Here is a 22,462-nt window from a genome sequence, read left to right as displayed (position 1 = left end):
AATCTCTTTATATAACAAGCTTATTTTATCAATACAACAACAAATACATTAAAAGACTTTTTCCTTATTTTCTGCTTTTAATTTTAAATAAAATAACAAACTATATCATTTTTTTGTCTCTTGATATTCTTTAATTACTTCTAAAAAGGCGGTGCCATATTTATCTAATTTATTTTGGCCGACCCCTTTTATTTGCAATAATTGAATCGTTGTTTGCGGTAATTTTTCACACATTTCTTTAAGTGTACTATCGGAAAAGACTACATATGGCGGTACGCCTGCCTCTTGAGCCATGTCCATACGTAATTCGCGCAATCGTTCAAACAAGGCATCATCCACTGCTACTTTTCGAACTTTTTGGTCTTCTTTTCGGAAGACCTTCCGTTCCCCTAAGAGCACCTGAACACCTTCTGTCGAGACTGATAACAACGGGAATTGCCCATCAGAAGGAATTAAATAACGTTCTGCTGTCAAATAATCAATCAGCTGTGTGACTTCTTTTTGCGTGCGACCTTTCATTAGTCCGTATGTTGGCAAACGATCAAAATGCCATTGATCAATTTTTTGATCTTTTGAGCCAGTCAAGACTTTACCAACTAAGCCCTTACCGAAACGTTCTCCCATACGTTTTACACAAGACAAGACTTTTTGGGCATCGACCGTAATATCGACTAATTCTCGATTATCCAGACAATTCGAGCAGCGACCGCAGTCCGTCCCTTCTTCACCAAAATAGCGTAAAATATATTTTTGTAAACACATTTGTGCATTCGCATATTGTGACATTTCCCGTAATTTCAAGTACTCTTTCTGCTTATAATCAATGGTCATTTCAGATTGTTCAATAAAGTATTGTTGAATTTGCAAGTCTTGTGGAGCAAACATTAACACAGCATCACTAGGCAGACCGTCACGACCAGCTCGGCCAGCTTCTTGGTAATAAGATTCAATATTCCCTGGTACTTGTGCGTGAATGACAAAACGAACATTACTCTTATTAATCCCCATACCAAAGGCATTTGTTGCTACCATCACTTGCACTTGATCATACAAGAATGCTTCTTGATTTTCACTACGTAACTGTTCACTCATGCCCCCATGATACATCCCAGCTGCAATTTTTTTACTTTCTAATAAATGATAAATTCGTTCAACTTCCTTCCGCGTGCTTGCATAAATAATACCTGATTGTCCAGTATTCATCTTTAAATATTCCAAAAGAAAAACGTCTCTATTTTGATCTTTCACGACTTGAAAAGATAAATTTTCTCGAGCGAATCCTGTTTTGATTTCATTTTCTGATGGAATTCTTAATTGCTTGACAATATCCTCCGCTACTTGTGGCGTTGCTGTTGCTGTTAGTGCAATCACAGTTGGTTGCTGTTGAAATTGATCGATAATCTCTGCTAAACGCAAATAGCTTGGACGAAAATCATGCCCCCATTGTGAAATACAGTGTGCCTCATCTACTGCCAATAAATCAATCGGTACATGTGTCAGCATCTGTTGAAAATCATAAGATTCTAATCGCTCTGGCGCAACATACAATAGCTTGACTTCTTTGTTAACCGCTAATTGAATACGATGATTCATTTCTTGATAGGAAATGGTACTATTGATATATGTAGCTGGAATCCCCATTAAATTCAGGGCGTCTACTTGATCTTTCATTAAAGAAATTAATGGTGAAATCACCAATGTTAAATTATCCAGAAGTAAGGCTGGCAACTGATAACAAATTGATTTGCCTCCACCTGTTGGCATAATGCCTAAGACATTTTCTTGTCGCAATACATGACGAATAATCGTTTCTTGTCCTGGCCGAAAATCATCATAGCCAAATGTATCTTTTAATAATTCTTGTAATGCACTCATTTATTGCGCTCCAATCTTTGTTCTACAAGTCATTTTAACACGCTAATCTAACAGGAACAAGGTGTGTTAAACCAAGACACAATCGTGAAACACCAGTTAACGTGAAACATCAAAAAGAATGAAAAATTGTGAAAGCTTGCTATCAAAAGCTTTCAAAAATAACGACATTTGCTTGTTGTGGATAACGAGTAGTTATCCACACATAAAAAAATAACCTTATCTTAAAATACGCATTAATTCGTTTTTGCCATCAAAAAAACCAACTATTTTCGTAGTAAAACGAGCATAGTTGGTTTAAATGTTTATTTGTCGAAAAATTATTCAGCTTTATCTGGTACAACTTTATCTGTTTCAATTAAAGGTACTTTCATTTTTTTCAATTCTTGATATCGCTCTGAAGTTTGAACACCGTATACTTGATAACGAATTCCAGAAACATTGAGTTTCTCAATGACCGCTTCATCCGCAATATCATTAGCGACAGATAATAATGCGTTTTTATATGATTTAATTTTTTTTATCTCTTTAGGAATATCTTCTTTTTTATCACATAACCATGAGACAGTAGCATCTGGATACTTTTGAATCACAAAATTTCGACTTGGTTCATCACTAATCACAAAAAAACTTCGATCATAAATTTCATATTTTTTTAAGATGTCCATAACATTTTTAACAAAATGTTCATCCAACCAGTTTCCTTTAGATCCATCAACATTAACCATCAATCCATTATTTGCAGCTGCTTCAATTGCTTCTTCAAACGTCGGAATTTTTATTGATGTGTTTTCATATTTAGGATAACTAGCCGTTTTTATACTTAATTTTTTTAATTGTTTCATGGTAAATTTTTCTGATCTTCCCTGTCCATTCGTTGTTCTATCCAATGTATTGTCATGCATTAAATATAATTGACCATCTTTATTGCTACGAACATCAATTTCTACACCATTATAATTCTGGTTAGCTGCTTCATTAATTGCTTCAACAGTATTTTCTGGAGCTTTATTATGATCTCCACGATGAGCTATAATTTGTGTCTGGTTTTTAGGTAATAAACGTTCAACAGAACTATTAGCACAACCAGTTAATAGAAATACCCCTACTATCAGATATTTTGCGATTTTATTCACTTATCCACACAACTCCCTTACTTATTAAAAGAAAAAGTACAATAGCCATTGGCATTTTGTACTTTTCAAAAAAATTATTCAGCTTTTTTCTTTTTCTTGCTTGCTTTTTCGCGTTCGTTTTTGTTAAGAATTTGTTTTCTTAAACGGATGCTTTCTGGTGTTACTTCACAGTATTCATCTTCATTCAAGAATTCTAATGATTCTTCTAACGTTAATTTTTTCGGTTTTTTAATGACTGATGTTTGGTCTTTCGTTGCCGAACGAACGTTAGTCATTTGTTTGGCTTTTGTGATGTTCACAGTTAAATCATTGTCGCGGTTGTTTTCCCCAACAATCATTCCTTCGTAAACTTCTGTCGTTGGTTCAACGAAAACTGTACCACGTTCTTCAATACTCATGATTGAGTAAGTCGTTGCTTTACCAGTATCGATTGAAACTAATGCACCTTGATGACGGCCACCAATCGTTCCTTGAATCATTGGTAAGTATTGATCGAAGGTGTGGTTCATAATACCATAACCACGAGTCATTGATAAGAATTCTGTTGAATAACCAATTAAGCCACGAGCTGGTGCTAAGAAGATTAAACGCATTTGTCCGTTACCGGCATTAATCATATCTTGCATTTCGCCTTTACGTAAACTTAGGGATTCAATCACGCTACCCATGTATTCTTCAGGTGTGTCAATTTGAACACGTTCAAATGGTTCACATTTAACTCCATCAATTTCACGTTCAATAACTTCTGGACGAGAAACTTGTAATTCATAGCCTTCACGACGCATGTTTTCAATTAAAATTGATAAATGCAATTCGCCACGGCCTGATACAGTCCAAGAATCTGGGCCAATTGGATCAACACGTAAAGATACGTCTGTTTGTAATTCAGCCATTAAACGTTCTTCGATTTTACGAGCGGTGATGTATTTTCCTTCACGTCCCGCAAATGGAGAATTGTTAACTAAGAAAGTCATTTGTAAGGTTGGCTCATCAATGTGTAGAATTGGTAATGCTTCTTGATTGTGAACATCTACAACTGTTTCCCCAACGAAAATGTCTTCCATTCCAGAAACGGCAATTAAATCGCCCGCTTTTGCTTCATCAATTTCCACACGTTGTAAGCCAAAGAAACCTAAAATTTTCGTTACACGGAAATTTTTCACGCTGCCATCTAATTTCATCAACGCAACTTGGTCGCCGACTTTCATTGTGCCACGGAACACACGGCCAATCCCAATACGTCCAACGTAATCGTTGTAGTCTAGTAATGAGACTTGGAATTGAAGTGGTTCGTCTGAATTGTCAACTGGAGCTGGCACATGTTCAATAATTTTATCAAAAATTGGGGCCATTGTTGGCTCTTGATCTGCTGGATCATCTGATTCACTTGAAGTTCCGTTTAAAGCAGAAGCATAAACAACTGGGAAATCTAATTGATCGTCGTCTGCGCCTAATTCGATGAATAACTCTAAAACTTCATCTACTACGTGTTCAGGACGAGCAGAAGGTTTGTCAATTTTATTAACAACCACGATTGGTGTTACTTTTTGTTCTAATGCTTTTTTCAATACGAAACGTGTTTGAGGCATTGTTCCTTCATACGCATCGACAACTAAAACAACACCGTCTACCATTTTCATGATACGTTCTACTTCACCACCGAAGTCCGCGTGTCCTGGTGTATCTAGAATGTTGATACGTGTACCGTTATAATCTACGGCTGTATTTTTTGCTAAGATAGTAATTCCACGTTCACTTTCAAGTGCATTGGAATCCATTGCACGTTCTTGTAATTGTGTGTGTCCATCTAAAGTGTCAGATTGTTTTAAAAGTTCATCTACTAAGGTTGTTTTACCATGGTCAACGTGGGCGATAATTGCCACGTTACGAATATCATCTCTGTATTTCAATTTAATTGCTCCTTATCTATATACGCTTATGTTACTTAAGTCCATAAAAGCCGACTGCTTATTATAGCAAACTTTTTTCATTAAAAAAAGGCTTTCGCCTGCAAAAATAATGAAAGTTTTAGAAATTATTCGGCTTTTTCTGAAAACAAGGACATTTTTTTACAAATTTTTCTCTTTTAAAAGAGGAAGAGCCTTACCTTTCAGCAACGCTCTTCTTTGATTATTCCGATTCATTTAAGTATCGGGTAAATACTTCATCATAGGTTTCAGGAGTTGCTGCAATAAAGTATTCACGACCCGTAAAAGTTAATGGTTTTCCTGTAATACCAGAGTATTTAAACCCAAATTCTTCCAAAAGTACTAAGCCTGCTGCATAATCCCAAGGACTTAGATTAGATAAATAGCCATGATGGTTGCCTTTTAACATGGCAATAATTTCCAAACCTGCACAACCGCTAATACGCACGCCCATGCTTGCTTGTCCGATTTCCGTTGCGTGATGAATATTTTTTCCATGCATGTAAGCATTCATGCCCCATAATCCATCTGCCAAGGCTTTCATAGTAGGCGCTTTTAATAATTGATTATTCCGATAAACGCCAATCCCTTTGCCGCCCCAATAAAGTTCTTCTCGCATCACATCATAGATAAAACCTAATTTACCAATGCCCTCTTCATAAACAGCTAACATAATACAAAAATTTTCTCTTTCCATCACGAAATTCATTGTGCCATCAATCGGATCGATGATCCACACGCGTCCAGCAAAACTTTTTAAGGTATTGTAGCCTTTTTCTTCCCCTAAAATTTGATCTTCGGGAAAATTTGTTTGAATTTTATTCATTAAAAATTCTTGGGTTTGTTCATCCATATTTGTCACTAAATCAGTGCGGCCATTTTTCTGTTGAACGGTTAACTCTGATTCCAAGTTCATTCGAATCACATCGGCTGCTTCAAAAAGCCAACTTTGAATTGTTTGAATAAATTTTTGCGTTTCAGTCATCTAATCATCCCCCAGCTTTAATTTACCGCTTCCCTGTTTTTTAGCTTGTTGAAGCGTACGATATAACGAATATCCTGAAGCATTTTCAAATTCACGACCTAAGCGTTTTTCTTCGCCGATACTTTTAACGACCGTTTTAAATTGTTGATAAGTTGTTAAAAATTTGTCAACAGGCAAGCCTGTTTCGTGGGCTTGCTCAACTGCTGTCCACATATTAGTGACAATCACCATTTCCTCTGTCGTCCAATCTAAATCTAATGGATATTGATAGTCTTTCATGTCTTCACCTCATCTTCTCTAGTTTAGCATATTTTCATAAAAAAACATCTTATTTACGTCGATTTTTTAATGCGTTAAAGAGAGGATATTCTGCTGTTCCTTTGCGATACAAACTTTGTTGTGAAGCATAAATACCGCTATTTCCTGAACACATAAAACTGATTAAGCAGACCATGAAAAAATAGACCGCCGCTTCACTACCAAATAGTTCAATGCCCATAATGAAACAAGCAATCGGCGTATTCGTGGCGCCAGAAAAAACACCAATAAATCCTAAACCTGCTAAAAAAGGAATTGACAGATGTAACAAAGGGGCCAAAGAACTACCTAACGTAGCCCCAATTTCAAACAATGGCGTCACTTCTCCTCCTTGGAATCCGGCACCCAAGGATAACACCGTAAAGAATAATTTCCCAACAAAATCAAAAGGCTGCGCATTGCTTGCAAAAGCATCTTCTAGTAAAGGTAAACTCAAGCCTAAATAACGTTGGTTGTTTAAGACGAGCACAAACAGAACGACAATGGACGCCCCAAGAAACGCACGAAGGTAGACATTAGCAAACCAATTTGCATAGGTCTTTTTTAAAAAGACAATGGAACGACTAAAAACCCAACCTGCCAAGCCAAAACAAATCGATGCCAAAAATAATTTTGCGAATAGATCAACCGACCAAGTCGGAATTTTGCCCATCGGATAATGCGTATGTGTTACACCAAAACTTTCAGTCACAAAATTAGCAAATAAGCCTGCAAAAAAACTTGGGAAAAGTGCCTCTGCACGAACTTTTCCAATCGCCAAAACTTCTAATCCGAAAACCGTTCCCGCTAATGGTGTGCCAAAAACAGAACTAAAACCTGCACTAATTCCGCTAATAATAATTACTTGTCGTTCCAAAGCGGACAGTTTAAAGACTTTTCCTACAGCATTTGCGATTGCGCCCCCCATTTGCACCGCCGTCCCTTCACGACCAACAGAACCACCAAATAAGTGCGTAGTAATCGTGCCAAACAATGTTAAAGGAATTAAGCGCAAGGGAATATCTTCTTCCCCGCCATTGCCTTGTTCAATCACTAAGTTATTTCCTCGGCTAGCATTTTTCCCAAAACGCGTATAGAAATACGTAAAAACGACACCGCTAATGGGGAGGATAAAGAGTAACCAAGGGTTTGCTAAACGAACATCTGTTACATAGGTGAGACTCTTTAAGAAAAAGGCAGATAACGCCCCCATAAATAAACCAATAATTGCGGTAATGAGCAACCATTTTGTCATATAACCGCCAATTGATAGTAGTTGCTTTGTTTCTTTTTTCACTTTACATGCTCCTTTACAATTTTCTTATCGCCGATCCTAGCGTACAGAAAAAGCCTACCAAAGGGTACACTTCTCCCGTTTGGTAGGCGTCATTAATTTATTCGTCCAATAAATAGTTCGTGGTGAACACCATCACCATGTTGCTATTAAACTATTAAAAATAATACCACGCAACTCTGGAAAGTGCAATAGAAGAATAACTCATTACCTTTAACAACCTTTACGTGTCTTTTTAGACACTAGTTCATTAAAAAAAATAACCATGATTTCTTCGCTTTCCAAATCTAACAACTTAGAAATCAATTTAATATCTGAAGCTTTAAATACAACCTCTCCTTTTAATTTCTTATAAATTGTTGAAGCTGAGATTGGTTGACCTGCAGCGGTCATTTCACTTGCTAACCATTCAACATTTTTCCCTTTTAATTTCAATTTTGAATGAATTAAATTTGATTCCATTTTACTCCCCCTTTTCACCCCTTTTAGTGTCTTATTAGACACTGGAAGTATATCATTTTGTGAAAAAACCGTCAATATATGCCTATTCAATAGTTATTTATCACTCTATGTATAGAGTAAAACATGTTTCTTTTGCGACACTTTTTGTGCTAGAATGTTTTTACGGAGGTGGTTTTTTTGAAAGAAAATTTTTTGAAGCAAAAAAGGATGGAGAAAAATCTTACATTAGAACAAGTTGGAAATTTTGTTGGTGTTGGAAAAAGTACCGTCAGGAAATGGGAAACTGGAATGATTGAAAATATGGGGAGGGATAAAATTGTCGCCTTATCTAAAATTTTAGATGTATCACCTCTTGAAATCTTAGGTATTCCTGAAACGGAAGAAACGCCATTTGTTGTCCCAACCAATATTATGAACATTTACAAACAGTTAACAACTGAAAATCAAGAAGCAGTCTTTCGATACGCTCAAAAGAAATTAACAGAACAAAATTACTTTTAATATTTATTTTAAATAGATGAATGCTAGACTTTTTAGTCAACGTCAAACAAAAAAAGCTTATCCGTAAGGATAAGCTTTTTATTAGATTGACTGTTGGCCAAAATACTGACGCCATTTGGTTTTCATGGCTGTCGTCATCGGCAACGCTGCTTCTTTTACAGCACAATATTTGTCAACAAAGGTTACAATGTAACTTTCTTTGTATTTTGGTGGTGCAATAGTTGCGCCCCACATATGTTTAATAATAATGTCTCGTTCTAAATCAGACAACTCTGTAATTTTTTCAGCATTTTTGGCTGCAATTCGTGGATGAACATAGGCATGAGAGCCTTCGTCAAACTTTGTTGTGCGCCAATCATAGTAAAACAAATCATGCAATAAACCAGCACGAGCTGTTGCACGAGCATTGCCGTTCCAACGCTTTGCTAATTTATAGCTATGATAGGAAACACTAATTGAATGTTCTAAACGAGTTGAATGCATATGTTGTGTGTATTCTGCTAATTTTTGGACTTCTTCGGTTGCTAATAAATCTTCTACATAAGAAAGATATTCTTCGTCTTCACGCCATTTTTCTGTCATATAATTGGGTGCCACCTTTTCTAATCCTTTTATAACTTGACTCGAGTATAGCACCCCAGCTATTTAATTACTATGAATTTCTCAATCTGTAACTTAACTTTAATATTTGCTTAATAAGTTTAGCGTTCAACGCAGTAAAATTTTCACAAAAACTTCTACATTTCTTCTGGTGCATGTAACCCTAGTAAACGTAAATCTTCTTTTAGAACAGTAGCTACTGCATAAACTAACGCTAAGCGTGCCTCTTTTTGAGCATCTTCATCCAAAATCCGAACATGGGCATAATATTTATTGAACGCTTGTGCTAAATGAATGCTATGTTTCGCAATAACAGATGGTTCATATTTTTCAGCAGCTTGCATCACAGTTTCAGGGAATTTTTGTAACAACTTCACGACTTCCCAGCTATCCTTGTCATTTAGTGCATAACGTTGTGTGGCGTCTGGTGTAAAGTTTGCTTTACGTAAAATACTCATCGCACGAGCATGTGTATATTGAACATATGGCCCAGTTTCTCCTTCAAAACGAACAACTTCATCTAATACAAAATCGAAATTATTTAGACGATCATTTTTAAGGTCATGGAAAATAACTGCACCTACACCTACTTGTTTCGCCACTTCTTCACGATTTGCTAAGTCTGGATTTTTCTCGTTAATTTGATTTCCTGCTAAAGTAACAGCTTCATTCAATACTTCTTCTAATAAAACAATTTTCCCTTTACGTGTGGATAATTTTTTACCGCCTTGAGTAATTAAACCAAACGGAATGTGTTCCATATCATCTGACCATTCAAATCCTAGTTCTTTCAAGACTGCTTTTAATTGTTTGAAGTGATTGCTTTGTTCGTTGCCGACTACATAAAGTGATTTGGCAAAATCATACGTCCGTTTACGGTAAAGCGCAGCAGCTAAATCCCGTGTGATATATAACGTCGCACCATCTGATTTACGAATAAGTGCTGGATTTAAATTATATTCTGTCAAATCAACAATTTCTGCACCTTGATTTTCTGTTAATAAATGTTTTTCTTCTAATAAAGTAACAATTTCATCCATTTTATCATTATAAAAGGCTTCGCCATTATAAGAATCAAATTCAACTTCTAACATGGAATAGATTTTATCAAATTCTTTTAGAGACTCGCTACGGAACCATTTCCATAATTCATTAGCTTCTTGGTCTCCTTCTTCTAATTTTTTAAACCATGCACGTGCTTCGTCTTCTAATTCTGGTTTTTCTTCTGCTTCTTCATGAAATTGCACATATAAGCGCAATAATTCATTAATTGGTTGTTGGCGGACTGCTTCTTCAGAACCCCATTTTTTATAAGCTACAATTAACTTACCAAACTGTGTACCCCAGTCACCTAAGTGGTTAATCCGAATTGGCTGATACCCAATTTTTTCTAAAATAAAGGCAATTGAATTCCCGATTACCGTAGAACGTAAGTGCCCCATAGAAATTGGTTTAGCAATGTTTGGTGAAGACATATCAATAGGAACATTGCCATTATTACCAAAGGTACTGTTTCCGTAGTTGTTTTTTTCTTTGACTACTGCGCCAATGACAGCTTGACTGACTGCTTCTTTATTCATGAAGAAGTTTAAATAAGGTCCCACCACTTCAATTTTTTCAAAATTTGTGCCATCAAATTTTTCTGCTAATTCTGCTGCAATTTGTTGTGGTGCTTTACGATAAATTTTAGCTAATGAAAAGGCTGGAAAAGCCACATCTCCATGATCGACAGATTTAGGATTTTCCAATAATTGTTCGATTTGATCCATCGTTAATTCTTCATTTAAAACATCATGTAACGCTTTTGCTACGATTTCTTTGTTGTTCATAAGAACCCTCCTGATTAATTTGTAAGTATAAAAAACAAAAACGTCTCTGACAAAACAAAATGATTTGTTTTGTCAGAGACGAGAATTTACCCGCGGTACCACTCTAATTGTCTATACTACTTGGATAGACCTGCTTCATCGATAACGGTGATTGCCGTCTGCTTTCAGCAGAATTCTAAAAGTGCGCTTCCTCATTCCGATCACTCTTGGCTCCCACCTTCCCAAGATCGCTAAGCTGACGTTGAAATAAGTACTCTCTTTATCATCGAATGTCATTGTTAAACTGGCTTCATTATAGCAAATTTTTGTCTAGCTGGCTAGCCTTCTTCACTAATTGTCATAAAACTAACGCCAGGTTCTGCATTTAAGTTATACGAAGCGAAGTGATTCTTTTCAGCTTCGATAAAAGCAGCAGCGCCAATCATCGCCGCGTTATCCCCACAAAGTTTTAATGGCGGAATAAGTAATGTTACTGCTGGTAATTGTTCACTGATTGCATGTCTCATTGCTTCTCGTAATCCTTGATTCGCAGCAACTCCCCCAGCAATTAGCAATTGCTTAACAGGATATTCTTGACAAGCACGAATGGTTTTAGTCACCAATACTTCCACCACACTCGCCTGAAAACTTGCGGCTAAATCCTTTGTAGACAGTACTTCACCACGTTGCTCTGCATTATGAACCGTGTTAATAAACGCACTTTTCAAACCACTAAAGCTAAAGTCATAGTTATCCTCTTTTAGCATCGCCCGTGGAAATTGGTAGGTATCTGTGCCTTCATGGGCCAAAGCATCAATCTCTTTGCCACTAGGATAAGGCAACCCTAACACCCGTCCGACTTTATCGTACGCTTCACCAGCTGCATCATCACGTGTTTCACCAACAATTTCGAAAGAGCCATCTTCTTTCATGTAGACCAATTCCGTATGTCCTCCACTAACGAGTAAGGCCATCAATGGAAATTCGAGCGGTGCTACAAAACGGGCAGCATAAATGTGTCCAGCCATATGATTGACTGGAATAAGTGGTAATTGGTGCGCCCAAGCAAATGCTTTTGCTGCAGAAAGTCCTATTAATAAAGCACCGACTAACCCAGGCCCATAGGTCACAGCGACGCCACTAAGCTCTTCTGGTGTGACTTTTGCTTCTGTTAATGCTTCTTCAATACAGATCGTCACTTGTTCGACATGATGACGACTCGCAACTTCTGGAACGACTCCGCCAAAACGTTGATGGCTCTTAATTTGCGAAGCTACGATATTGGAAAGAATTTTGTCGCCATCTTCAATGACAGCCACACTTGTTTCATCACAGCTACTTTCCACAGCTAATAATAATTTACGTTCTTTTGTAAAAATTGTCATTGGGCTTCCTTCCTTAATTTCGCACACATTACAAAGGCATTTTCTTGCGGTTCTTTATAATAATTTTTTCGAACAGCTACTTTCCGAAAACCTGTTTTCTCATAAAGTTTTTGAGCTAATGTATTCGATTCTCTGACCTCTAAGAAAATTTGTGTAATGTCACGACTTTTAACATATTCTTTAAAAGCTTTCATTAATTGACAACCAATTCCTTGGTGTTGTTTCTGACCATTCACAACAACGTGACTAATTTCTGCTTCATCTAAAATAAAATGATAGGCAATATAGCCTAACCACTGGCCATTTTCAACTAAAAAAAGATATTCGCTATTTTCCTGAGCAAAATCTTCTGCGAATTGTGTTTCTGTCCAAGGGGAGCCAGTTGTATAAGAAGAATTACTAAAACGCCATAATTCTTCACCAATATTTGCTACAGATATTTCTTTTTTTGTTACTAACATTTTTTCTTCACTCTTCTTTTAAATCAATTATCATTTCTAGTGCGTCTTCTTTATTTTCGTCATAATAGCCTTTTTTCACCGTTTGTGAGACAAAGCCAATTTTTCGATACAAACGTTGGGCTTTAACATTACTCATTCGTACTTCTAGCGATAAGGTTTCACAACGGTTTTTCTTGGCAAAAATTCGCGTTTCTTCTATTAAAGAACGACCTAAACCTAAGCCTTGGTATGCTGTGTGAACAGCGACATTCGTAATGTGTGCATCCGTTCCTTGAATCCGACAGCCAATAAAGCCAACTGTTTTTCCGTTAATTGCCGCTAACAAATAGAGATGCGGCGCTTTTGAGCCAAGTTCTGCCATGAAAGCAGACATCGTCCAAGGAAGTTCCCCAGCATAAACTTCGCGTTCAATTGCAAGTAAATCCTTAATATCTTGGTAAGTGATTTCACGCAATTGAAATTCTTGCTGGTTCATTGCAATGGTTTTAGTTATATACCGTTGCCGTCTTTTTGTAAAGTATTTTGTCACAAAATTAAAGTTTTTCCACATAGCTTTCTCCATTAGGCGTGTGTGTCTTCAACCAATTTTCTTCCGCTTCTACTTTTTTCAAATACGCAGGTAAGAACCCATGAACATTTTCAACAGGTTCAGCCACACTACCTAACGCAGCCAAAACTGCGGCATTAGGAATTTGCCATTGCGGGACATCACAAATTTCCCCATGAGGAATGATTTGAGCTATTTCTTCAGTGAATTTTTCAACATCTTCACCAACAAAAAAAAGATTTGGTTCATTTTTTAGTTGTTCTAATAACTCCCGCAGGGAAATATGTTGGTCCGGTAACTCATTTTGCCACACGCCATTGACAAACCGATAAGCACCAGCATAGACGTTTTTACGACGCGCATCAAAAAGAGGCACAATTAAACCAGTTTGTCCAACACAATTGGCAGCTAACGTTTGTAGACTGGAAATGCCTACTAGCTCTTTCTTTAAAGTATAGGCCAATGTTTTGGCAGTCGTCACGCCTAAACGTAAGCCAGTGTATGATCCAGGTCCTTCTGCTACGACAAAACGATCAATTGCCGTTGGCGCCAAGTTCAATTGACTCATCAAATAGTCAATTGCCGGCATTAATGTTAAGCTATGATTTCTTTTAACCGTTGCTGTATAACTTCCCAGAATTTTTTGATTTTCACACACAGCAATACTCAATGTTTGGTTAGATGTATCTATTGCTAAAATTCGCACACGAATCCCTTTCCTTCTACAATTTAGTCGCTTCATTGTAGCACACTTTCCTTTTTCTAAAAAGGGAAAACGAGGTTTCTTTTTACAGAAACCTCGTTTCGTTCATTTTCTCTTTTTATTTAATGGTTGCTTCTAAGTAATCAATTAATGGTTTACTGATATCTGTTGCAGAACCATTTTCTCCTGAATTTTCAACCATAATCATTGTTAAGAATTTATTGTTACTACGATCTAACGTTAGAAGGAAACTGTTTTCTTTGCCATCTGTATCTTGTTTATCTTTTATTTCAGCTGTTCCTGTTTTAGCAGCCAATGAGAAGTTCGGATTGTACATATTATAAACATAACCTGAAGGATCTTCCACACTACCTAAAAGATCTGTGGCAATTGTATTCGCTGCGTTGGCGCTGATTACATTGTCTTTTTTCTTCGTTTCTTTGTCTAAAACTAATTTTGGATAGACCAATGTTCCATTATTTTGGAAAACACTATACATGGTAGCTTGCTGGATTGGCGAAATTAACAATTGGCCTTGACCGTAGCCCGTATCTGCTAAAAGAATTTCAGAATTAAATTTATCTTCATTTGAAATTTGAGCAGGCGTCATGGCAATTGGTAAATCTAGTTCCTCACCGAAAATGAATTTATTAAGACCCGCTCTAAATTTGTCTTCCCCCATACGTAATGTTTGTTGGGCAAAATAAATATTATCTGAATTAACTAAAGCGGTACGCAGATTGACTGGACTTGCTTCTTTTACACGTGTCGCAAAATAGCCACCCCAAGATTTATCTTTTTGCCATTTCAAGCCATTAATTTCTAGCTCTTCATCTGGCTTCAATGTCCCTGCATCTAAACCAATGGCACCGGTAATTGTTTTAAAGGTAGAGCCTGGTGCATAGCCTGTCGCAAAACGTGCTGTGAATGGTAAATCTTTGTTGTTATTGTAAGCATCATATTCTTTTTGAGAAATACCATTGGCCATTTTATTAGGATCATACGAAGGTGAACTAACCGTTGCTAATAAATCGCCTTTTTGAGGATCGGTAATGACCGCACTACCAGGACGTTTGTCAAATATAGCGAAGGCTTGTTGTTGTACGCCACTGTCAATCGTTAATTTAATCGTTTGACCATCTTTTTTCTCTTTGGTTTGTAAAGCTTTTTTGACATTCTCTTTGTCATCTAAAATAACTAGTGAGCCACCATCTTGCCCTCTTAATTCTTTATCAAACGCTCGTTCTAAGCCAGTTTTACCAATTACGCCCGTACTACTTAACTCTGGATTTTTTTCAATATCTTCTGCAGTAATGGTGCCCGTATACCCGATTAATTGCGCAGCTGCTTCCCCCAGCGGATAATAACGTGACTCTATATCTTTTGTCGCAGCCCCTGTTGGTAATTCTGTCACTGGTTCAGAAGCGACTGTGATTGGTACAAAGGAGTCTGCTTGGACCCACCCTTGGCTTAACTTTTGATTGATTTCATCAACAGAAACGCCGAACTTATCACTAAAAGCTTTGATATTGGCTGTTTTTTCTGCGCCAGAACCGAGTTTGCCAGGCACTACGCCCACTTCGTCAAACACTTTGTTAATTGCTAGCCCACTACCATTACGATCGACAATTTCTCCACGTTTGGCATTATCTACTTGAATCGAAATTTTATCATTTCCTGACATATCTGGAAAAATTAAAGACGGCTTCCAAGCGATTTGGTAGGTATCGCCTTTCTTGGCGATACTTGATTGATAAGACAAATCTTTCATTTCGCCTAAAGGAGTGCTCATCGATAATTTATAGGTAAATGTGTATTGATTGTCTTTCGCCTTTTTGACTTGAACATCACTAGCTTTGACTCCTTCAGCTTGAATCCCTGAATAAATTGCTTGGTATTTTTCAACAACAGATTTAGTATCATAGCCATTTTTCTTTAAGCTAGCTTCTTGAACAACGGACGGTAACTTATCAAATTCCTGTTTTGACAATACGTTTAAAAATGTAGTAGCTGTTTTCTTCGCTTCGGCTAATTCTTGTTTGGCTTGCCATTGACTATAAGCATAATACCCGCCACCGGCAGCAGCGATTAGAACCAAGGCAGAAACACCAAGAATAAGTGGTTTTTTTGAAGATTTTTTATTACGATTGCTTCGTTCCATTCAATAATCCCCTAACTATATAATATGTCTTTTCTTCTATTATACGTAACTTTTTTTAAAATGCTTGTGTTTCACCTATACTTTTTTTAATTTCTTAATAAAGTTTGATCAAATTTTTCCATTTCATCAGGCTTTCGTTGGATTTCTCTGCATTCATTGTGTGGTATACTAGCTGTAACAATTAGTTTTTTATTAGGAGGAATGAACATGGGACTTATTAAAGCAGCAACAAGTTCAGTTGGCGGTGGCTTGGCCGATCAATGGCTAGAGGTTATTGAACCTGATAATATGGGGGACACAACCGTCATGACAAAAGGTGTTTTTGTGCGTAAAGATGATAAACGTGGTTCTAATCGTAAAGGAACGGACGATGTTTTAACAGATGGATCTGTTGTACATGTCTATCCCAACATGATGATGCTTCTTGTCGATGGTGGCAAAATCATCGATTACACTGCTGAAGAAGGCTATTATACAGTCAAAAATGATTCTGCGCCTTCAATGTTTAACGGTTCTTTAAAAGATGCGATTGCAGAGACCTTCAGTCGTTTCAAATTTGGTGGCGTAACTCCACAAAAACAACAAGTTTTTTATATTAATTTGCAAGAAATTAAAGGCATTAAATTTGGAACACCTGCGCCATTAAACTATTTTGATAATTTTTATAATGCCGAACTTTTCTTACGTGCACACGGAAATTACTCAATTAAAATTACAGATCCTTTGCTATTTTATACTAATGCGATTCCTAAAAACCAAACGCAAGTAGATATTAATGATATTAATGAACAATATTTGGCAGAGTTCATTACAGCATTGCAAGCAGCAATCAATCAAATGTCTGCTGATGGACAACGTATTTCTTATGTTCCCTCAAAAAGTGTTGAATTAAGCAAATATATGCAAACTGCGCTTGACGAGGATTGGCGCACCAATCGCGGCATGGAAATTGTTTCTGTAGCAGTTGCAAGCATTTCTTATACAGATGATTCAACTAAATTAATCAACATGCGAAATGAAGGTGCTATGCTCAGCGATCCAGGTGTTCGCGAAGGCTATGTTCAAGGTTCCTTGGCTCGTGGTATGGAGGCTGCTGGTAAAAATGAAGGTGGCGCTATGAGCGGCTTTATGGGCGTTGGTATGGGCATGAATGCGAATGGCAACTACTTTGCGCAAGCGTCTCAAACAAACCAACAACAAATGCAAGAAAAACAAAACCAGCAAAACGCACAAGGGGCTACAGACACTTGGACTTGCCCACAATGTGGGACTGAAAACACTGGGAAGTTTTGTTCAAACTGTGGTACACCAAAACCAACAAACGAAAAACCAAAATTAGAAATGAAATGTAGTGAATGTAGCGAAATTGTTGACTTAAGTAATGGTATTCCTAAGTTCTGTCCACATTGTGGTAAACCATTCCAAGGGGTTCCTTTATAAGCAAGTAGTGAACAATTAAAGAAAAGGGTCAGGCACAAGTCTACCCTTTTTCTTTGAATCAGATTCCTGTTATTTACTCACTCTATTAGAAAGGACGGTTGCAATGGAAACAACATTTACCCATAAATGCCCCAACTGTGGCGGCCCGCTCTTATTTAATCCCAAAGATCAAAAATTTCATTGTGAATATTGTTTAAATATTTACACGGAAGAAGAAGTGACTCGTTATGAGCAACAGCAACATGAGGCGCATTTAGAGAATCCCACAACAACGACTGACGAGGAAAATTTGACTTTCACGGCGGAAGAAGAATCCTCCGCTACGCAACAAACAGAGACCACTGAGAATGAAGCAGCTGCAGATGCAGGCACAATGGAAATTTTTAATTGTCCCAGCTGTGGCGCTCAAATTGTCACCGATGCAACAACGGCAGCCACATACTGTTATTATTGCCATAATCCAGTTGTCTTGGCTGGTCGATTAAGTGGCGAATTTTTACCAGAAAACGTCTTACCCTTTACAATTGAAAAAGACGAAGCGATTGAAAAATTTCTCGCTTGGACCAAGAAAAAATGGTTCATTCCTCGAGATTTTTTCAGCAAAAATCAAATCGATAAATTAACTGGGGTTTACTTCCCCTATTGGGTCGTTGATGCAGAAGTCGACGGACAACTGCAAGCTACTGGCACAAGTATTCGCATTTGGCGCGTAGGTGATATTGAATACACCGAAACAAAACGTTTCAATGTGGGACGTTCAGGAAAATTATCGTTTAAAGAATTAGTTAAAAATGCCTTGTCAAAAAACGTCCAACAAAAAATGGTGGAAGGCGTTCAACCATTTTTAATTGATCAAGCGGTGCCTTTCAAAAGCCAATACCTAGCAGGTTTCCAAGCAGAAAAACGCGATATTGAATATGAAGCAATCAAAAAACACGTCCAACAAGAATTACAAGATTATTCGGAATCATTGTTACGGGACTCTGCTTCTGGTTATACTACGTTGACAAATGTTCGCACGGATATTTCTCTAAACCAAGAAAATAATCACTATATGCTTTTGCCAATTTGGTTAGTCACCTATCGCAGTCAGGAACAATCAAAAAAAGTTTATTATTATGCCATGAATGGACAAACAGGTAAAGTAAGCGGTGTGCTTCCAATTAGTTACACCCGTTTAGGACTAGCAACGTTAGGCATTTTCGCTGGACTCTTAGCACTCTTTTTATTAGGAGGTTATTTCCTATGAAAAAACGACTTTTACCTATTTTTTTCCTAATACTTCTTACCTTTGGCCTTGCCCTACCCGTTTCGGCGGCTGAAAATTCAATTGATGATGGCGCACAATTACTGACACCTGATCAAATCAACCAACTAAAGCAAGAGATACAACCTTTAGAAGAAAAAACAAAAGCCTCTGTCTTTATTGTGACCACAAATAATAATACCTATGGCGATGAACAAGAATATGCAGATCATTATCTTTTAAATAAAGTTGGCAAGGATCAAAATGCGATTCTTTTTCTCATTGATATGGACTTACGGAAAGTCTACATCTCTACTTCTGGAAACATGATTGATTATATGACGGATGCACGAATTGATGATACCTTAGATAAAGTAATGGATGGGATGAGTCAAGGAAATTATTTTGCGGCTGCTCAAACTTTTGTTCAGGAAACTCAAACATTTGTTGATAAAGGGGTTCCTGGGGGGCACTATCGTGTGGATAGCGAAACAGGTAAAATCACCCGTTATAAAGTCATTACCCCTCTGGAAATGGTAATTGCTTTTGCTGCTGCGCTAATACTCAGCTTGGTCTTCTTAGGCATCAATATTTCTAAATACCAATTAAAATTTTCAAGTTATCAATATCCCTTTAGGGAAAAAACAACTTTAAACTTAACCTCCCGCACAGATCAGTTAACCAACTCTTTCATCACTACGCGTCGTATTCCTAAAAACAATGGCGGCAGTGGCGGAATGGGCGGTGGTGGTAGCACCACCCACTCAACTGGCGGCGGCACATTCGGTGGCGGCGGTCGAAGTTTTTAGATTTTTTATCTTTTTTAATTATTTCATAAAAATAATGGTGTTATTTTTATGAAATAATGATAAAATAAGTATACTGTGGTGTGTTATTTTTACACAGGACGGTATACTTATTTTCATTTAAACTAAGTGATTTGTAGTCCAAAGTTATTTAATTGGGGATTGTTTTCAACTATTTAGTAAGCGCTACAAATCATTAACTAAACTATGGGAGGGAAAGTGAAAATGAAAAAATTTTCTATGTTAGGATTAGTTTTAATTAGTACTCTGATTTTAGGTGCATGTGGTTCTGGAACAAACAACACTAATAAAACTAAAAAAACCTCAAGTACTGCTACCGCAACAACTGAAACAAAAGCTAAAGAAGATAAAGGGACTTATAAAGATCGAACATTGACTGTTCCTGATGGTGTATTAAAAATCACCGAATTCCAAAAAGGTACAAGTTTCGATGGTAAACCAATCTTTTATGTACTATTTGATTTGACTAATAACACTAAGGAAGCACAAGATGTACAAATGTTATACTCTAGTTTTGTTAGCGTATCACAAAATACCGGCGATACAACAGAAGATTTAACTTATGGAATTGTTAATGATTCTCCGATTAAAGATAGAATTGACATGTTAAATAAAAAAGTTAATCCTGGCGCAACTGTCCAAGCAGCATACCCTTATGAATTTGCTGATGAAACAAAACCTGTAACTTTTACTTTCAGAGACAGTATGTTCAGCATGGGAGATCCTATCGCTGTTGAAGAAATTACAATTAAATAGTCTGTAAGCAAGTAGGCACTTAGTTCTACTTGCTTTTTTGGTTTGTTCTTCATAGAGTTGAATGGTAAAATTAATTTATCTTAACAAAAAGGAGTCATCCCATGAAAAGTATGTGCGAACTGTGTGATCTAAATCCTGGTAAAATCATCACCTTTGATAATCACGGTATCTGTAAACATTGTGCAGAACATTTAGAGTTAAAACCAAAAGAAATTAAAGATCGAACAATGGAAAGTATTATAAAACGTCAAGAAGAAATTATAAAAAAGGATCAAGCAATGCAAGCAAAGGGAAATTTATGTTATCTTTGCGAAGAGGAAACTGGCAAGTACTTTACGAGTGATTTTTATCGCGTAGGAAAAAGCTGTTTAAAAAAACTTAAAGTATCCACTTGGTCCGTTGATAAAAAAAGTTTAGCTGATTTACAACAAATGCAAGAGTTAATAAACAAGCAGTCTGAAATCGCAAAAGCAAATGAAAAAAATGCTGAAGTTTATGGAAATCTATGTGCTCTTTGTCAGGATAATAAAGGAAAATATTTAACTTCAGATAATTACCAAATCTGTAAGAAATGTGCAGGTCAACTCGGTGTCCAGGGACAAGGATATACCCAAACTTGGACATTGACGGATTTAAGAAATGTCCAAGAAGACAACCGGCTATTCAATCCTACAACAACTATTGCTGGCTCGATTGAATTCGATGAACCTGAAAAAAATTTCGACTGGTTGGTTCATCAAAAATTTTACCAGTAAGCATTATCGCTGATTACAAAATTTTAGAGAAAAAAAATACCCATTTCACCGAAGAAAACGTACCTTATGATCGCGTCAGTAGTGTCTATATTTTGATTAATCTAGATGATTTGCAACGCCCAACCATCACTATTTCCTTTTTAAAGACACTTAGTGAGCAAACTACTGAATTTGATCGTCAATTAGCGATCGATAGAGCCCGTTTCAACGCCGAACGAGCCCTTTCATCATTAGACACTATTGTTCGTCGAATAAAAGAAAAAGAAATACCAACTCCTATAAAGAGTGATAAAAACCAACCGATTGAACCAAAACTATCTGATTCACAAAAAAACTCACCTAGCGCTATTGAAGACGTAATGGCTGAGTTAAGAAATTTAAAACTGTTAGTTGATGAAGGAATTCTAACAGAAGAAGAATTTCAACAAAAGAAACGGCAATTGCTTAAATTAGATTAATAAAAAAATCCTGAAAAGACTCGTCATCTTTTCAGGATTTTTTTCTTCTTGGTATTTTCCCATAATTCTTGATAAGGTATTTCATGGATATCACGAAAATAAGCTACTTCAAACTTTTCAAAATCAGTTGACTGGCAGTTGCCGGTTAAAACACCAATTCCTGCTTTACCATGACAAGTTCCCATGAAAACATCCACGAGCGAATCACCTACCATAATTACTTCTGTCGCCTTCAATTGACATGACTGACAAAAGGCTTGGAGCATGTCCGCATCTGGTTTCGGTAAGTAACGATCTCCTGTCGCAATAAAATCAAACATTTCTGTTAAACCAAGATATTCCATAATCAACATAGTCGCTGGCAAAGTATCTGAAGTTGCTAATCCAATTTTATAGTTCTTCCGTTTCAGCTCAAGAAATAACTGTTTTAAATCACCAATTGGTTCGATCTTTTTCAGATTTTTTCGTAAATAATCATAAAAAAATTGCTCCAGCCATCGACTGCTGATTCCCTGTTCGACTAATTCCTCAAATTGCGCCAATTCCTGATAAAGTTCCTGATAAAGGACTTCATCAAGTAAATGTTTTTGCAAAAAACGTTGCTCCTGAATAGTTAATATCTTTTTTATTTCTGCTGAATGATGAGGGGCTAACATACTTAGTGTTTCAAAACAAGCTTGCAAACCTGCTTGCCAAAGAGTGTCAAAACGAATACACGTACCATCTTTATCAAATAAAATTCCTCGATTTTCCATGAAAGAACACCTCAAAACGTTTGCTTTGCTTCCTATTTGTTTCTTCAAGTATACTAATCATTTATTTGATTTTGATATTCTTTTT

The 22,462-nt window shown here is 36.8% G+C and carries 20 protein-coding genes, 1 pseudogene, 1 riboswitch and 1 other annotated feature; of the genes and pseudogenes, 6 read left to right on the top strand and 15 right to left on the bottom strand.

Annotation, left to right across the window (positions count from 1 at the left end; all coding sequences use genetic code 11):
* Nucleotides 1-105 precede the first annotated feature (105 nt).
* From recQ to IGI97_RS04555, 7 genes are all read right to left on the bottom strand, one after another.
* Nucleotides 106-1,875, bottom strand: a complete 1,770-nt coding sequence (gene recQ, locus IGI97_RS04585) for a DNA helicase RecQ (protein WP_002356683.1) — start codon at nt 1,873-1,875, stop codon at nt 106-108.
* Between the two features lie 317 nt (nt 1,876-2,192).
* The gene (locus IGI97_RS04580; RefSeq protein WP_033594478.1) at nt 2,193-3,008 is read right to left on the bottom strand and encodes a glycerophosphodiester phosphodiesterase family protein; all 816 of its coding nucleotides are present in this window, start codon (nt 3,006-3,008) and stop codon (nt 2,193-2,195) included.
* A gap of 74 nt (nt 3,009-3,082) precedes the next feature.
* Nucleotides 3,083-4,918 (bottom strand): translational GTPase TypA, encoded by a 1,836-nt coding sequence (gene typA, locus IGI97_RS04575; RefSeq protein ID WP_002356682.1) that lies wholly within the window; start codon nt 4,916-4,918, stop codon nt 3,083-3,085.
* Between the two features lie 220 nt (nt 4,919-5,138).
* On the bottom strand, nt 5,139-5,921 hold the full coding sequence (locus IGI97_RS04570; RefSeq protein ID WP_438738077.1) for an inositol monophosphatase family protein: 783 nt from the start codon (nt 5,919-5,921) through the stop codon (nt 5,139-5,141).
* Nucleotides 5,922-6,200 carry a UPF0223 family protein gene (locus tag IGI97_RS04565; RefSeq protein WP_438738075.1) on the bottom strand — a complete coding sequence of 93 codons (279 nt, stop codon included), beginning with the start codon at nt 6,198-6,200 and terminating at the stop codon, nt 5,922-5,924. It lies immediately after the preceding gene.
* Between the two features lie 49 nt (nt 6,201-6,249).
* A complete protein-coding gene (locus IGI97_RS04560) occupies nt 6,250-7,515 on the bottom strand; it encodes a voltage-gated chloride channel family protein (RefSeq protein WP_438738073.1) in 1,266 nt (421 codons plus the stop codon).
* A 76-nt stretch (nt 7,516-7,591) separates the two neighbouring features.
* Nucleotides 7,592-7,661, bottom strand: a riboswitch (Fluoride riboswitch).
* Nucleotides 7,662-7,725: 64 nt separating this feature from the next.
* Nucleotides 7,726-8,049 carry a hypothetical protein gene (locus IGI97_RS04555; RefSeq protein WP_002395335.1) on the bottom strand — a complete coding sequence of 108 codons (324 nt, stop codon included), beginning with the start codon at nt 8,047-8,049 and terminating at the stop codon, nt 7,726-7,728.
* 93 nt (nt 8,050-8,142) lie between these two features.
* Here IGI97_RS04555 and IGI97_RS04550 point away from each other — a divergent pair, with 93 nt between their 5' ends.
* Complete coding sequence (locus IGI97_RS04550; protein ID WP_002356667.1) at nt 8,143-8,475, top strand: helix-turn-helix domain-containing protein; 333 nt, start codon at nt 8,143-8,145, stop codon at nt 8,473-8,475.
* 81 nt (nt 8,476-8,556) lie between these two features.
* Here IGI97_RS04550 and IGI97_RS04545 read toward each other — a convergent pair whose 3' ends face one another.
* From IGI97_RS04545 to pbp4, 7 genes are all read right to left on the bottom strand, one after another.
* Nucleotides 8,557-9,057, bottom strand: a complete 501-nt coding sequence (locus tag IGI97_RS04545; RefSeq protein ID WP_002356666.1) for an HD domain-containing protein — start codon at nt 9,055-9,057, stop codon at nt 8,557-8,559.
* A gap of 155 nt (nt 9,058-9,212) precedes the next feature.
* Nucleotides 9,213-10,904 carry an arginine--tRNA ligase gene (gene argS / locus IGI97_RS04540; RefSeq protein ID WP_002356665.1) on the bottom strand — a complete coding sequence of 564 codons (1,692 nt, stop codon included), beginning with the start codon at nt 10,902-10,904 and terminating at the stop codon, nt 9,213-9,215.
* 71 nt (nt 10,905-10,975) lie between these two features.
* Nucleotides 10,976-11,179 (bottom strand) — a binding site (T-box leader).
* A 42-nt stretch (nt 11,180-11,221) separates the two neighbouring features.
* A complete protein-coding gene (tsaD, locus tag IGI97_RS04535; RefSeq protein WP_002356664.1) occupies nt 11,222-12,268 on the bottom strand; it encodes a tRNA (adenosine(37)-N6)-threonylcarbamoyltransferase complex transferase subunit TsaD in 1,047 nt (348 codons plus the stop codon).
* Nucleotides 12,265-12,729 carry a ribosomal protein S18-alanine N-acetyltransferase gene (gene rimI, locus IGI97_RS04530; RefSeq protein ID WP_002359702.1) on the bottom strand — a complete coding sequence of 155 codons (465 nt, stop codon included), beginning with the start codon at nt 12,727-12,729 and terminating at the stop codon, nt 12,265-12,267. Before rimI (IGI97_RS04530) ends, tsaD begins: the two co-directional genes overlap by 4 nt.
* Before the next feature lie 7 nt (nt 12,730-12,736).
* Nucleotides 12,737-13,291 carry a ribosomal protein S18-alanine N-acetyltransferase gene (rimI, locus tag IGI97_RS04525; RefSeq protein WP_438738070.1) on the bottom strand — a complete coding sequence of 185 codons (555 nt, stop codon included), beginning with the start codon at nt 13,289-13,291 and terminating at the stop codon, nt 12,737-12,739.
* Nucleotides 13,263-13,982 carry a tRNA (adenosine(37)-N6)-threonylcarbamoyltransferase complex dimerization subunit type 1 TsaB gene (gene tsaB / locus IGI97_RS04520; RefSeq protein WP_002356660.1) on the bottom strand — a complete coding sequence of 240 codons (720 nt, stop codon included), beginning with the start codon at nt 13,980-13,982 and terminating at the stop codon, nt 13,263-13,265. Before tsaB ends, rimI (IGI97_RS04525) begins: the two co-directional genes overlap by 29 nt.
* A gap of 115 nt (nt 13,983-14,097) precedes the next feature.
* Complete coding sequence (pbp4, locus tag IGI97_RS04515) at nt 14,098-16,140, bottom strand: penicillin-binding protein PBP4(5) (protein WP_438738068.1); 2,043 nt, start codon at nt 16,138-16,140, stop codon at nt 14,098-14,100.
* Nucleotides 16,141-16,347: 207 nt separating this feature from the next.
* Between pbp4 and IGI97_RS04510 the strand changes: the two genes are divergently transcribed.
* The 5 genes and pseudogenes from IGI97_RS04510 to IGI97_RS04490 all read left to right on the top strand — a co-directional run bounded on the left by IGI97_RS04510 (nt 16,348) and on the right by IGI97_RS04490 (nt 21,622).
* Nucleotides 16,348-17,580, top strand: a complete 1,233-nt coding sequence (locus IGI97_RS04510; RefSeq protein WP_002356656.1) for an SPFH domain-containing protein — start codon at nt 16,348-16,350, stop codon at nt 17,578-17,580.
* A gap of 103 nt (nt 17,581-17,683) precedes the next feature.
* Complete coding sequence (locus tag IGI97_RS04505) at nt 17,684-18,829, top strand: hypothetical protein (protein WP_033597286.1); 1,146 nt, start codon at nt 17,684-17,686, stop codon at nt 18,827-18,829.
* The gene (locus tag IGI97_RS04500; RefSeq protein WP_438738065.1) at nt 18,826-19,635 is read left to right on the top strand and encodes a TPM domain-containing protein; all 810 of its coding nucleotides are present in this window, start codon (nt 18,826-18,828) and stop codon (nt 19,633-19,635) included. The genes IGI97_RS04505 and IGI97_RS04500 overlap by 4 nt, the downstream gene beginning before the upstream one ends.
* Nucleotides 19,636-19,857: 222 nt before the next feature.
* Entirely contained in the window at nt 19,858-20,409 is a 552-nt protein-coding gene (locus tag IGI97_RS04495; RefSeq protein ID WP_010783600.1) for a DUF5067 domain-containing protein, read from the top strand.
* A gap of 101 nt (nt 20,410-20,510) precedes the next feature.
* Nucleotides 20,511-21,622: pseudogene (locus tag IGI97_RS04490) on the top strand (SHOCT domain-containing protein).
* Between the two features lie 23 nt (nt 21,623-21,645).
* Here IGI97_RS04490 and IGI97_RS04485 read toward each other — a convergent pair.
* Nucleotides 21,646-22,377 (bottom strand): HAD family hydrolase, encoded by a 732-nt coding sequence (locus IGI97_RS04485; protein WP_282897057.1) that lies wholly within the window; start codon nt 22,375-22,377, stop codon nt 21,646-21,648.
* Nucleotides 22,378-22,462: the final 85 nt, after the last annotated feature.

It is taken from the genome of Enterococcus sp. DIV2419 (genome assembly GCF_051711865.1).
In the GTDB taxonomy this organism is placed as follows: Bacteria; Bacillota; Bacilli; order Lactobacillales; family Enterococcaceae; genus Enterococcus; species Enterococcus faecalis.
Note: the sequence above shows the minus strand (reverse complement) of the source record. Positions and strands in the feature narration are given on the sequence as shown.